Genomic DNA, 12683 nt, shown 5'->3' on the forward strand with positions numbered 1-12683 from the left:
ATGGCAAAAGAGATTCCTGATCTCGTAGTCCAGGAACGTGCGGGGACGGGCAAGGGCGCCGCTCGCGCTGCGCGCCGCGCAGGCATGGTTCCGGGTGTGGTTTACGGCGGCGATGCAGAGCCGCTGGCAATCCAGGTTCCGTTCAACGAGCTGCTGAAAAAGCTGAAAGCCGGCCAGTTCAAGTCCACTCTGTGGAACCTGAAAGTGGAAGGCCACGACGACGTGCGCGTGATCTGCCGCGACGTTCAGCGTGACGTGGTGAAGGATCTGCCGACCCACCTCGACCTGATGCGCCTGCGCCGCACCTCGAAGATCAACCTGTACATCCACGTTGAATTCATCAACGAGGACAAGGCCCCCGGCATCAAAAAAGGCGGCATGCTGACCGTCGTGCGTCCGGAAGTCGAGCTGAGCGTGACCGCCGGCGACATCCCGGAGAAGATCGTTGTGGACTTGGAAGGCCTGAACATCGGCGACGTGGTCACCATCTCGTCCGTGGACCTGCCCGCAGGCGCCAAGCCGACCATCGACCGCGACTTCGTGATTGCGAACATCGCAGCACCGGCCGGCCTGTCCTCTTCCGACGATGAAGAAGGCGAAGAAGGCGAAGAAGCAGAAGCAGCTGCTGAAGAATAAGAACCGCGCCCATCGGGCAACGGTTTCACGGGCTCCTAATCGGGGGCCCGTTTTCTTTTGAGCGCTGGCTGTCTGCAGGTGATTGACTTTTGCCCGTGCCGCTGTCCCAGTTCCGCCTGAGGACAGGGAGGACCGGGGATGGCGGACTACGATATCGCCGTTGCGGGCGCGGGCATCGTGGGGATGAGCTGCGCGCTGTGGGCGCAGATGCGCGGCCACAAGGTATTGCTGATCGACCCGGAGGAGCCGGGATCGGGGACCAGCTATGGCAACGCCTGCACGCTGGCGACCTATGCCTGCCTGCCGGTGAATGACCCTTCGGTGCTGACCTCGCTGCCCAGCCTGATGTTTTCCAAGGACAGCCCGCTGTCGCTGTCTTATGCCCATGCGCTGCGCAATCCGCGCTGGATGCTGTCCTTCCTTGCAAACTGCCGCCCCGGTCCGTCGCGGCGGATCGCGGGCCATCTGGCAGATCTGCTCTCGCACGCCGATGCCGGGATCAATCCGCTGATCGAGGCGGCAGGCGCGCAGGATTTGGTGGTGGAGCGCGGCCAGCTGTCGGTCTGGTCGACGGAGAAGGCGGCAAAGTCTGCAACTGATGGGCTTGAACGCCGCCGCGCCTTGGGCGTTCCGTGGCGCGAGGTGGAGCCGGAGGAAGCGCAGGAGATGGAGCCGGGGCTGCATCTGCCCATCAAGCGCGCGGTGCATTTTCATGCCGCCCGCAGCTTGCGCGATCCGCTGGAGTTCATCACCCGGATGCACCACGCCTTCACGGATCTCGGTGGCACCACCTTGCGCGCCAGGGCAGAGGCGGTCAGGGCCTCGGACACTGGCGTGGCGCTGCAGGCCGGCGGGCAGAGTGTCACCGCAGGCCGCGCGGTGATTGCTAGCGGCGCGTTTTCCAAACGCATAGACGGCGCGGGGGCAAAGAAGCTGCCGCTTGGCACTGAGCGCGGCTATCACGTGATGTACGAAGGCGAGGCGCACCGGGTGACGCGGCCGGTGGGCTGGGGTGAGGCCGGGTTTTATGCGGTGCCCCATGCCAAGGGCCTGCGCCTCACCGGCACGGTAGAGATCGCGGCGCTGGATGCGCCCGTGAACAAGCACCGGCTGGCCTATATCGCCCGCAAGGGGGCAGAGATGCTGGGGCCGCTGCCCGCGCCCAGCAGCGAATGGCTGGGCTACCGCCCGACGATGCCGGATTCACTGCCGGTCATCGGCCGCAGCCCGCAGTCGGACCGGGTGCTTTACGCCTTTGGCCACCAGCATATCGGGCTGACCCTGGGCGGCATCACCGGGCGGTTGATCACCGATCTGGCGGAAGGCCGCCAGCCGAATGTGGATCTGGCGCCCTATGCGCCGGACCGGTCCTTTGCCTGACACCGCGCGGCTCTGGATTCCGCTGCCCAAATAGGGCATCACTCGGTTTCCTTGAAACGCAGATCGGGCAGGACCCCCATGAAACTCTTTGTCGGCCTTGGCAATCCCGGCCCGAAATATGAGCGCAACCGCCATAACATCGGCTTCATGGCGCTGGACCAGATTGCCGGCGATCACGGGTTTTCCCCCTGGAAGTCCAAGTTCCAGGCGCTGATTTGCGAAGGGGTCTTGGGCGGCGAGAAGGTTCTGCTTCTTAAGCCGCAGACCTTCATGAACCTCTCCGGCCAGTCGGTGGGTGAGGCGATGCGGTTCTACAAGCTGACGCCCGGTGATGTGGTGGTGCTGCATGACGAGCTGGACCTGGCGCCGGGCAAGGCGCGCATCAAGCAGGGCGGCGGCCATGCCGGCCACAACGGGCTGCGTTCGATCCATTCGCATATCGGGGCGGACTACGGCCGGGTGCGGCTGGGGATCGGCCATCCGGGCCACAAAGACGCGGTGGCGGGCTATGTGCTGCGCGACTTTCCCAAGGCGGATGAGGGCTGGCTGGACGACCTGATGCGCGGAATTTCCGACGGCGCGGCAGAGCTGGCCAAGGGGGACGGCGGCAAGTTCATGAATGCCGTCGCCTTGAGGGTCGCACCGCCGCGCAGCTCCAACAGCACGCCCAAGGCGGAGGCCAAGGCGGACAAAGCTGCCAAGGAGGAGCCGGCGCCGGACACCCGCTCGCCGCTAGAAAAACTGATGGACAAGTTCAAGTAAGCCGGGAGACAGGCAGATGGTGAAACTGATTATCGACACCGATCCGGGCATCGACGATGCGATGGCGATCTTCTATGCCGCGGCAGCCCCGGACATCGACCTCTTGGGCCTGACGACGATCTTCGGCAATGTGACAACCGCAACGGCCACCCGCAACGCGCTGCGCCTGCTGGAAGCCGCGGAGCTAGATGTGCCGGTGGCCGCAGGCGCCACCGCGCCCCTGGTGCTGCCGCCGTTCAAGCCCTCCTCCCATGTGCACGGGGACGAGGGCTTTGGCGACATCCCGGCGGCAGAGCCCAAGGGCAAAGCGCTGGAGGAGGACGCCGTCGGTTTCCTCTGCCGCATGGCGCGCGAGCACAAGGGCGAGCTGGTAGTCTGCCCGATCGGCCCGCTGACCAACATCGCGCTGGCGATGCAGCGCGACCCGGAGTTCATCAAGAACGTCAAATCCATCGTGGTGATGGGCGGCTCTCTGGAGGAGGGCGGCAATATCACGCCGCATGCGGAGGCCAATATCTACCACGACCCGCATGCGGCGGATGTGGTCTGCCAGGGCGGTGCCAAGGTGGTGTTTGTCGGCCTGGATGTCACCCACCGCATCCTCTGCATGGCTGAGGATTTCGAGACGATTGCCGCCAAGTCGCCGGACCTGGGCGGCATGCTGCAGGAGATGTCGTACTTCTACCTCAAGTTCTATCAGGAGGTCGCGGGCAAGAACGGCTGCTCGCTGCATGACCCGGCGGCGGTGATCGCCTGCACCAACCCGGAACTGTTCGGGATGCGTGATGTGGCGCTTGAGGTGTCCTGCGAGGGCGAAACCTCCGGTGCCATCCTGGCCGCTCCTGACAGCGGGCGGGAGCCGGTCAAGGTGTGCATGACGGTCGAGGCGGATGCGGTGAAGGCGCTGTTCCTCAAGCGCCTGGCGCTGCTGCCGTAACCAGCCTGGCGGCCTGCGGGCCGTCACGCATACCGCTTGGCCCCGGCCACGCAGAGCACCACAAACACCGTGGCGCCGAGCATGGCCGGCGCGATCTGCTCCGACAGCAGAACGGCCGCGAGGATCAGCCCGAAGAACGGCTGCAGCAGCTGCAGCTGCCCGACGCCCGCGGTGCCGCCAAGTGCCAGGCCGCGGTACCAGAACACAAAGCCGATCAGCATCGAGAACATCGAGACATATCCCAGGCTGATCCAGACCGGCAGCGTCAGATCCGCAAGGGTCCCAGGCCGGACGGCGAAGGCGGTTACCGCCATGACCGGCAGCGCCAGCGCCAGCGCCCAGGAGATCACCTGCCAGCCGCCGAGCCGCCGCGACAGCTGCGCGCCCTCGGCATAACCCAGCCCGCACAAGGTGATTGCAGCCAGCATCAGCGCGTCGCCGGTCAGCGACACATCGGCGCTCTGCGACAGGGCAAAGCCCGCCACAGCCAGGCTGCCAAGGATGGAAAACAGCCAGAACAGGCGGGCGGGCCGCTCGCCGCCGCGGATAACGCCGAAGATCGCTGTCGCCAGCGGCAGCAGGCCGATGAACACGGTCGAATGCGCGGCGGTGATGTGCTGGAGCGCCATTGCGGTGAGCAGCGGGAAACCGATAACAACTCCCGCTGCAATCACGGCAATCGACGCCAGGTCCTGCCGGTGCGGCCAGGGCTGGCGCAGCAGGAGCAGCAGCGCGGCGCCGAGGAGGGCCGCAATGACGGCGCGGGCCGAGGTCAGGAACACCGGGTCCAGCATGCCCACGGCGACGCGGGTGGCGGGCAGCGATCCGCTGAAAATCACAACACCCAGCAGCCCGCTGCCCCAGCCTGAAAACGAAGCCTGCATCATCTCTCTCCTCTGCCTTTGGGATTTTCTACGGCTGCGGCGGTGCAGGAGACAGGTACAGAGGAGTACAGTTTTGCAAAACTGTACTGGTTCTCGGAGCAATACAGCGCGCTATCCCACGGGACAGGACAGGACAGCACAGCAAGGCACGGCGCGGCTGCATGCGGGCGGGGCGCTGGCTGACTGTCTCGCTGCCTGATGGGGCTGCGGCTGGCGGGTCTGGACCGAGCGTGCCAACTGCCCGGCTTGGCCGTCAATGAAACCCGCTGGTATCAAGCCTGGGCTGCGCAATGACCGCCTGCGCTGAGGCACGCGTCTTGAAGTTTTCGAGGAAAACCAGATCGTGTTCCATGGTGTCCTGCTTGATCCGCTCCAAATCCTCTGTCAGGGCGCGGTCGTACAGATATGCCAGCGTGTTGTTGCGGCTCCTGACCTCGAACTGGGATCCCAGAACGGCCACCTGCCTGCCCCTGCGCATCAGCTTTGCCATGAAGACCAGATTGAGGAACCTGGTGCCGTCCTTGCGGATGTTCGCAAGCAGAAACCGGGACTGGCCGGCGGCGGGATTCGCAAGAAAGGCGCGCATGCGCTCACGCACCGGTCCGGCGCCTTCCTTGGGAGGAAGAAACCGGCAGTTCCGCCCCAGCACATCTTCTGCATCGTAGCCGGTAAGGCTGCAGAAGGGGGCATTGACGCCGGCGATCGGGCTGTCGGGCTTGGTAGTATCCGCAAGGCACAGCGCGACGCTGCTCAATTCGAAGGCGCTGAAGAGGGCGCCGAATGGGCTCTGGCCGGTGAAAAATGCCGCCATTGCCGAAAATTGGTGCCGGCGGTTTCCTCTTTCAACAGAAATATGAATGCGCGTTTTCCGGGGATAGGGAAGCGCCCCGGCTGTGGACAAGCTGCCTGCCGGAGCAGGCGCTTCCGGCGCCAATGGTCGCCGCAACACGCCGCGGCTCTCCCGGCCGAGACGGCTCTTCCAGACGCCGTTTGCGCGGGCGGATGCCTTGAGCGGGAAGGGCTCATGCCGGGCGGCAGCCGGCGCCCGGATCTCCGGCAGTTCAGCGGAATTGCCCTGGATTTGGCCGAGAATCCCTATTTTGCCGGTGGGGGAAGATTTTTGAAAAAACGCCTTGTTTCTCTGAGTTGCGGCAAATATACGGGTCAGCGGAGACGTGGCCGAGTGGTCGAAGGCGCTCCCCTGCTAAGGGAGTAGGCGGGAAACCGTCTCGTGGGTTCGAATCCCATCGTCTCCGCCATAAATCACTGAAAATTATGCGGAATTTCTAAAGCGCTTTGGGGCGCTTAAGAAGTTTTTCGAAGCGGCACAATTGTCGGCGGCAAATCCAGCAGAAGCCTAAGCTCAGTAAAAACGGCAGTCCAGGAAACGCGGTCAGGAGGACGAGGCCCGTCTGCATCACTGCCGCGGCTTGCCGGTCAACTCGTGCAACTGGCAGGGGATTACCTCGTAAGGCGCCGGCAATGCCAAATGCCGGGGATCAAGCGGACATCCAGGTTCTGGCTTTTCCGGCCTTCGGAACCTTTCCGGTCAAAGGTGCCGGATACGCCTCTGCATTTGACCGCAAGGGCGGCGGTCCGGTTCTTGCCAGGCACCCGGAGTGCGACCGCGGGTGCCTGGTGCTTCATTAGGGCTGGCCCGAAGGAGCCGGGCTGGACGTGATATGTGTTCCAGCTGCGCGCCGCGCTCACAGCAAAGCTGTGCCCTGCAGGGCGGCTTTCTCCGGCAGGCCCTGCCATTTCCGGCGGAAACAGCCGCTAGGGTTCAATTCTCTGACCGTGCTTCAGCCGGTTTCTCGGCACTTGCAAACTGGTGGTCGTACAAGGCCTTGAACGGGCCGTTGTTCTCGAGGAGCTCGCTTGCGCTGCCCTTCTCGGCAACCTGCCCGTTTTCGATCACCACGATCTGCTCCGCGTGCAGGATGGTGGACAAGCGGTGTGCAACAATGATGGTCGTCCGGCCGGCGGTCAGCCGCCGCAGCGCTTCCTGAACCAGATGCTCGGAGTTTGAATCGAGGGCGCTTGTCGGCTCATCCAGCAGCAGAATCGGGCTGTCCCGCAGCAGCGCGCGGGCAATCGCCAGGCGCTGCTTCTGGCCGCCGGACAGGAAGGCGCCATTCTCCCCCACCATCGTGTCGAAGCCGTTTTCCAGGTTCATGATGAAGTCATAGGCGTTGGCCGCCTTGGCCGCTTCGATCACCTCTTGCCGCGATGCGCCTTCGCGGCCCAGCTGGATATTCTGGGCGATCGAAGCGGAGAACAGGAATGTCTCCTGGCCGACAAAGGACATGTTTTTGCGCAGGGTTTCGAAGGAGGCGTATTTGATGTCCTGATCGCCGATCATAACCTTGCCTGACTGCGGGTCATACAACCGCAAAGCCAGGTTCAGTATGGTTGATTTTCCGCCGCCAGACTGGCCCACGAGCGCCGTTGTCTTGCCGGCTTCGAACGTCAGCGACAAATCCCTCAGGATCGGCTCCTTGAGGCGGTAGCCGAAGGTAACGTTTTCGAAGGTGACGTTTGCCGGACCATACGGCAGGCTTTGCGGGTTTTCGCCTTCCACCAGAACTTCGGGCTGGTCCAGAAGCCTGAACAGCATCCTGACGCGGCGCAGGCCGATCTCAAGGCCCACCCGCACACGGGAGAGGCGCTTGGCAGGCTCATAGGCCATCATCATCGCGGTCACGAAGGACATCAGTTCACCTGGTGTCGACCCGTCGGAGCCGAACAGGTTTGCGGCGCTCAGCCCGATGACGGAGGCAATGGCAAAACCGGCAAGGATATCCATCAGCGGGCTGGTTGCGGCCTTGAGGCGCTCCAGCTTGTTGCGCCGCTTTTCGACAGACTTCACGGAGGCGGACATGCGCTCTGCCATCCGTTCTTCCAGTCCGAACGACTTGATGACCCGGATCCCGGCAGAGGTTTCCTGAATGACCTGCATGATCGCGCTAAGAGACTTTGTCTCCATATCCGCGATTTGGCGGACTTTCCGCAGAAGGGTCCTGACACCCCAAATGGCTAGCGGGCCAATCACCAGCGTGAATAGCGACAGCATGGGCTGCTGATAAAACATAACCGCCAGCAGGCCGACCAAGGACAACGTATCCCTGACGGCGGTTGTCACGATAAGTTCGATCACGGTGCGGGCAGCCTGCGCCGACTGCGTGACCTTCATCAGCAGGTCAGAGCTTTCGGTAAAGTTGAAGAAGGAGACGCCCTGCCGCAGAAGCTTGTCGTAGAGCTTGATTTGCTGATGCGAAACGATCCGGTTTCCGGCACGGGTCAGCGCGACGACCTGAACATAGGTGGCGATCCCCTTGACCAGAAAGATGACAAACACGGCGATGGAAACGCCCATGACCTGAGCGGAGTTTTCAGCCTCAAACAGGGAATCCACGACGTCCCGCATGATCCAAGCGATGGCCGCGGTGGTGCCCGCGACAAAGACCATTGCGACGATGGCGATCATATACGGCGTGGCCTGGGACCGGATGTTTTCCCTGATCAGGCGCCACAGGATTGACTCGTCCAGATTTGCGGCAAAGTTTTTCTTCAGTTTTTGCAAAGCAAATTCCTACATTTGGCGGCGCTGCAACATGCCGTGCTCGATTTCAAGCCGCGATGCAACCTTGCTTGCTTGATAGTCGTCGGCTCCCCAATGGGCAAGTACACCGGCCCGGTTGCCGTCAGCGTGCCCGCCGGGCGGCGCGACGGCACTTTCCTGCCCGCAACAATTCCAGCGCTCCGACGGGGCTGCAGGCCATGGGCCGCGCAGCCGGAATCAAGCAATTATCCTTTATCCGGTGACAGGACAGGCCGCTTGCTTGCCTGCACGCTTAAAAATCGGGGCCCGGCCTTTCGGTGCAATGACAAGCGGTGCTCAGCAACCGCCTGGATATGGGCATCGCCTTCGGCAATTCCAATACCGTCGGCAATGGGCAAAAACTTGCCTCACTGCTGTTTTCCAGTTTGCTTTCGTGAATGTTTGGCGCGCTTAAACCGTACCGCCTTTGCTTGCCACAGGCAGCGCGAGACCCAGCCCAACAGGCCGCGTTCCTGGGGCAATTTCAGCTCATGCGGCAGGGAAATAAGCCATCTGGCCAATCCAAGATTGCCGAGGAGAGGTTCTTCGCGCAATGCGACGATCATTCGGTAAAGCCGGTCGTCATCAATCGTCACCACATCGCGAACCGCGCTGCCCAATTCGGGGGGCGGCGCAAAATCCCCGCGCTCCAGCCTGGGATAATCGAAATCAGGAAAAGTCACTCCGTACTGGTCACGCAATGTCAGCGCCATCGCGTTGCCAAAGTCGAAATAATCGCGAAGTTCCGGGCGCAATACAGGGCGGGGAGCGGCATGGTCTTCGTCCAGCTGGCAGAGGCGTTCCCTGAAGCGCGCGGTTTCCTTGGTGAACACATCATTGCGGTCGGCAAAGAAGTTGTGCCTGAAGGCCTGCAGCAGCGCCATGCCTTCCGCCGAAAGCGTTTCATTTCCCGAAACCTTCCGCGCTGCCTGCTGCACTGCTTCAAGGCATTCCGGAAAATAAAGCGACGCAAAGTCTGTCACGACGTCGCCCCCGGCCAGACTTGCCCGGTCGAAAAGGCGCACCGTGATCCGGGCTTTGGGGAAGGCCTTTGCATACGCATCAAGAACATGGCTGAAATCAAGAGATTCAGCGGGATACAAGTGAGTTGACGCGCGGAGGCTCTGCTGGGCCGCTGACAGGAAAAATGCTGACGGGCGCCGCACATAGGCCAGGAATTCGATGTCTCCAGCGCCAAGCCTGGCAAGCAGGCTCTGCAGTTTTGCCAGCATCTGCGGCTCATCCAGCCGCCAAAGATATTCTGACGACAGTATCAGGACGGCGGGCCGGACTTCCTTTACCTGCCTCTGCAGCCTCTCCAAGAAGCCTTCGACGCGCTCCGCGTGCTCCTGTTCTGAAACACGGCGATACACTCGGGGGCCGTCTTCATACGGCAGCACGGCCCCCGCGAGGAGGCCGTGATTGTATATCTTGTTCAAACCGGGGTCCGGGTAGAGAGCCCCGTTAGCAAGCAAAGTATCCCGTTCCAGGAACAATGTATCTTGCAGCACGGTACTGCCGGCCTTCGGCATGCCGATGTGAACAATCGTTTTCATTGCATTCCTCCGAATGCACTATTCACGAATTTTCAGTCAAGCGCCAGAAAGGCGCTATGCCGTCGTGAGGGAAGAAGCAGGCAGGCGCGGTATCTTCCGCCAGCATGCTTTCTCCGGTCCGTTGCTTCAAAGCTGCGTCAAGCGGGACGAGACGGGCTGCTTCAAACGGGCTGATCTGCGGAGCGGTCCAGCCGTCAATGGACTCCTTCAGCGTGCGGCGCAGCCCGGTAACCAGGCGCTCCCCGGCCGCGCTGTCCCAGGGCCGCAATCCGGTCCCTTCAAGCAGCGTGAACAAGTTTACCCAGCTTTGCAGGTTGAAGGCGCAGTAATGCTGGGTCAGCGTGCGATCCATTTCGTGCGGCTGGACACCGTCCGGCGTAATTGAGCCAAGCAGTCTGGCCTGAGCCCGCAGGTTGATTGCCTGCAGGTTCGCTGTGTCGCCCAGGAAGGCTGACAGCGCTGCGTCCTGCAAGTCAAAGCAGGTGCCATGATTGTTGGCGGCTTTCCGCTCGCCAATGCCTTGCTCGCTCGTGGCGAACCACTGATGGAATTCCCGGAACCAGGGTTTCACAGCGTCCGTAAGCTTTGGATTGTCCAGCAGGCGCAGTGCATCGAGGAAGAAATAGAAATCCTTGGTTTCGATCAGGCCGTGCGTCTGTCCCTTGTTTCCGTTCCTGCCGAGGCAAACCTGGGCATAGGTCAGGTTGGGGTTCATTCCGGTGCCGGGATCGACAAACCAGGTTCGCACCTGACGCTCTGCGTGCTCGCGGTAGCGGTCCTCGCCAGTGATGCGCCCGGCCAGCGCCAGCGCGGTTGTGTCATCGAACAGGCGCTGCAGCCTGGTCCGGTCATAGCGGTCGCTTTCAGCCTCGTAGAGCAGGGTGCCGGGCACGCGTTCGCCGTCGCGCTTGATGTAGGGCAGCCCGTCCTTCTTTTTGGGGTCCGGCCACCAATAGGGCGCCGGGTGGAAATAGTCATGCAGGTCGCCGCTGGGGCCTGGCTCCGGCTTGTCAGTGACCGAAAACGGCCCGCGCGTCAGGGCCTCTTCCGCGGCGGAGGTGATGGCGGCATGCAGCGGGTCCGCGGCTATCCCGGACAGCGCCTCAATCCGGCCGGCATCGAAGAAGACAGGCTCTCCGGATGACAATTGCGGGGTCATCGACCGGGCTTCCAGCATATCCAGCGTCGCCTGAATGGCCTCCGACCGGGCCAGCCCGCGGTTCTTCAGGCTTTTCCAGCCTTCTGTTTCCAATTTCGCCTGCCCCGAAAACAACCGTGCTACCCATCCAGCCTGTCCAGCCCGGTGCCCTTCGGGGTGAACCGGGCGAGGCGGCGTGTCGAAAGACTCCAGAGGCCATCTCTCCCAGGGTCCGGTGACCCCCAGATGCAGAAGCATTTCAACTTTGGGGCGGCGGCCGTAGGGATGCGCCTCATCAAACCGCAGCGGCGCATCGCAGCGGAAGGCAATCTGCGGCTCTTCCACGGCGTTCGGAACGTGGTCCGGGTTCAGCAGGTCGGCGTTATCGGTCATCCGTGCCATCGGAACGACGAAATACCGCTTGTCACGGTTTTCCAGAATATCGCTTTTCAAGGCATTGAACGCGGATTTAGTAAAGTAGCAATTGCCGTCAAAAGGCAGAGCCCACTTGTCTCCGCTGCGGATACACATCTCAAGCGCGGCGTTGCGGGCGCCGTTGTTGTGCATGACGTAGTTGTTCTTGGCCCTGTAAGCCTGGACCTGCGCCGAAATACGTTGTGTTTCTTCTAAGCTGTCCAGGTTGCCGTCGGCAAATGCCATTGGCGCATCGAAAGTTCCGAAATCATAGCCGGTGCGCATAAACACGTCATGATCATACGGCAGGCGCTCGTATTTCTGGCCATGGCTTTCGAGCAGCTCAATCAAGCGCGCTTCGTTTTCCGGATCGAAAATCCGGTTGAGCAGCCAGAGTTTCGTGCAGCCCTCGAACTCCGGCTCATTTTCAAGAATGAACTTCACGTTCTCAAGGGACTGCCCGGCCCGGTGGCGCGGAACCAGGTCGTTGCCGATAATCCGGCACAGGGCAAAGCGGTCCGGCATGGCATCCATCTTGGCCTCGGCGGCAGTATCGGTCTCCGGCCTCGGCACAGCCGAAAGCGAGCCGGAAACCGAGCCTAGAGAAGGCCCCGGCTTGAATCTCTTCTTGTCGCGGTGCTTGCGCCAGAAGAAATAGACCGGCAACAGAATGGGAGACAGAAGCAGCAGCAGCGGAGACAGCAGAATCAAAATCCGGCGGCGCCAGATTTTCCTCCGCCGTCGGCGCTCAGCTTGCGTGATTTGCTTCTCTGCTTCGGCCAATCGTATGCCTGCCACTGAATTACCCCTTTGGTAGCGCTTGCTTCGAAAACACTTGCTGGCGGCGCAGTGTTCCGTTCAAGGAATGCCCGCATGGATTCCTAAGGCAGGCCTATAAAGACAACCGGCTTTGCTGAACAGCCCTCGGTCAGGTCTTGACCGGCAACAAACCGAGCAATGGCCGCTTTATTGCCAGAGGTTGCAATCGTGACACGCAGTCTGCCTGGGGTGGTCGGTAACGGGACGCCCTTTTCGTGCTTTGGACCACAAACCGGGGCCCGGCGGCGTGGGCCGAACAGCCGGTTTGCCGTGTCCGCTGGTCCCGGCTCTTTCAACGGCTTCTGCCACCCGCCCCGGCCTCGGTCCAACCGGAAGGACGGAACCCTTCGCGGGCGGTTTCAGTCCGATTCCGTAGCAGCGCTGAGCCGCTGCTCAGGGCCTCTTTGATTGCGGCAAGTGAAGGGCGCGGCCGCTGCAAAGATGCGTGGGTGCACGATAAGCCACTGAAGGGAAACAGATATTCCCGGAGTGCATAGCCCCGATGTGCAACCTGCATACCCTATGCGATATCGGCATTTCACAGTTCCGGCGCCGC

At 62.0% G+C, this 12683-nt stretch carries 9 protein-coding genes and 1 tRNA gene; 5 read left to right on the plus strand and 5 right to left on the minus strand.

Annotated elements, in window-relative coordinates; translation table 11 throughout:
• From KUW17_RS10925 to KUW17_RS10940, 4 genes are all read left to right on the plus strand, one after another.
• Positions 1–636 carry a 50S ribosomal protein L25/general stress protein Ctc gene (locus KUW17_RS10925; protein WP_222478949.1) on the plus strand — a complete coding sequence of 212 codons (636 nt, stop codon included), beginning with the start codon at positions 1–3 and terminating at the stop codon, positions 634–636.
• 138 nt (positions 637–774) lie between these two features.
• Positions 775–2016: an NAD(P)/FAD-dependent oxidoreductase gene (locus KUW17_RS10930; protein ID WP_222478951.1), complete on the plus strand. Its 1242-nt coding sequence runs from the start codon at positions 775–777 to the stop codon at positions 2014–2016.
• Positions 2017–2094: 78 nt separating this feature from the next.
• Positions 2095–2778, plus strand: a complete 684-nt coding sequence (pth, locus tag KUW17_RS10935; protein WP_222478953.1) for an aminoacyl-tRNA hydrolase — start codon at positions 2095–2097, stop codon at positions 2776–2778.
• Positions 2779–2794: 16 nt separating this feature from the next.
• Positions 2795–3715 (plus strand): nucleoside hydrolase, encoded by a 921-nt coding sequence (locus tag KUW17_RS10940; RefSeq protein WP_222478955.1) that lies wholly within the window; start codon positions 2795–2797, stop codon positions 3713–3715.
• A gap of 23 nt (positions 3716–3738) precedes the next feature.
• Here the strand turns inward: KUW17_RS10940 and KUW17_RS10945 are convergent, their stop codons facing one another.
• Together KUW17_RS10945 and KUW17_RS10950 are read right to left on the minus strand one after the other, a co-directional pair.
• A complete protein-coding gene (locus tag KUW17_RS10945) occupies positions 3739–4599 on the minus strand; it encodes a DMT family transporter (RefSeq protein WP_261397161.1) in 861 nt (286 codons plus the stop codon).
• A 253-nt stretch (positions 4600–4852) separates the two neighbouring features.
• Positions 4853–5410, minus strand: coding sequence for a PAS domain-containing protein (locus KUW17_RS10950; RefSeq protein ID WP_222478959.1), 558 nt, complete (start codon positions 5408–5410; stop codon positions 4853–4855).
• Positions 5411–5768: 358 nt separating this feature from the next.
• Here KUW17_RS10950 and KUW17_RS10955 point away from each other — a divergent pair.
• Positions 5769–5858, plus strand: a tRNA-Ser gene (locus KUW17_RS10955).
• A 524-nt stretch (positions 5859–6382) separates the two neighbouring features.
• Here KUW17_RS10955 and KUW17_RS10960 read toward each other — a convergent pair.
• The 3 genes from KUW17_RS10960 to KUW17_RS10970 form a co-directional block, all read right to left on the minus strand.
• Positions 6383–8182, minus strand: a complete 1800-nt coding sequence (locus KUW17_RS10960; protein ID WP_222478961.1) for an ABC transporter ATP-binding protein — start codon at positions 8180–8182, stop codon at positions 6383–6385.
• A 386-nt stretch (positions 8183–8568) separates the two neighbouring features.
• The gene (locus KUW17_RS10965) at positions 8569–9756 is read right to left on the minus strand and encodes a hypothetical protein (protein ID WP_222478963.1); all 1188 of its coding nucleotides are present in this window, start codon (positions 9754–9756) and stop codon (positions 8569–8571) included.
• Between the two features lie 22 nt (positions 9757–9778).
• Positions 9779–12091 (minus strand): alginate lyase family protein, encoded by a 2313-nt coding sequence (locus KUW17_RS10970; RefSeq protein ID WP_261397162.1) that lies wholly within the window; start codon positions 12089–12091, stop codon positions 9779–9781.
• Positions 12092–12683: the final 592 nt, after the last annotated feature.

Source organism: Leisingera aquaemixtae (assembly GCF_019801145.1).
Lineage (GTDB): Bacteria > Pseudomonadota > Alphaproteobacteria > Rhodobacterales > Rhodobacteraceae > Leisingera > Leisingera aquaemixtae_A.

Bases quoted from the DNA above. Each gene is read 5' to 3' on its own strand.
- KUW17_RS10940 (WP_222478955.1), top strand. From the start codon at position 2,795: ATGGTGAAACTGATTATCGACACCGATCCGGGCATCGACGATGCGATG.
- KUW17_RS10925 (WP_222478949.1), top strand. From the start codon at position 1: ATGGCAAAAGAGATTCCTGATCTCGTAGTCCAGGAACGTGCGGGGACG.
- KUW17_RS10945 (WP_261397161.1), bottom strand. From the start codon at position 4,599: ATGCAGGCTTCGTTTTCAGGCTGGGGCAGCGGGCTGCTGGGTGTTGTG.
- KUW17_RS10950 (WP_222478959.1), bottom strand. From the start codon at position 5,410: ATGGCGGCATTTTTCACCGGCCAGAGCCCATTCGGCGCCCTCTTCAGC.
- KUW17_RS10965 (WP_222478963.1), bottom strand. From the start codon at position 9,756: ATGAAAACGATTGTTCACATCGGCATGCCGAAGGCCGGCAGTACCGTG.
- pth (WP_222478953.1), top strand. From the start codon at position 2,095: ATGAAACTCTTTGTCGGCCTTGGCAATCCCGGCCCGAAATATGAGCGC.
- KUW17_RS10930 (WP_222478951.1), top strand. From the start codon at position 775: ATGGCGGACTACGATATCGCCGTTGCGGGCGCGGGCATCGTGGGGATG.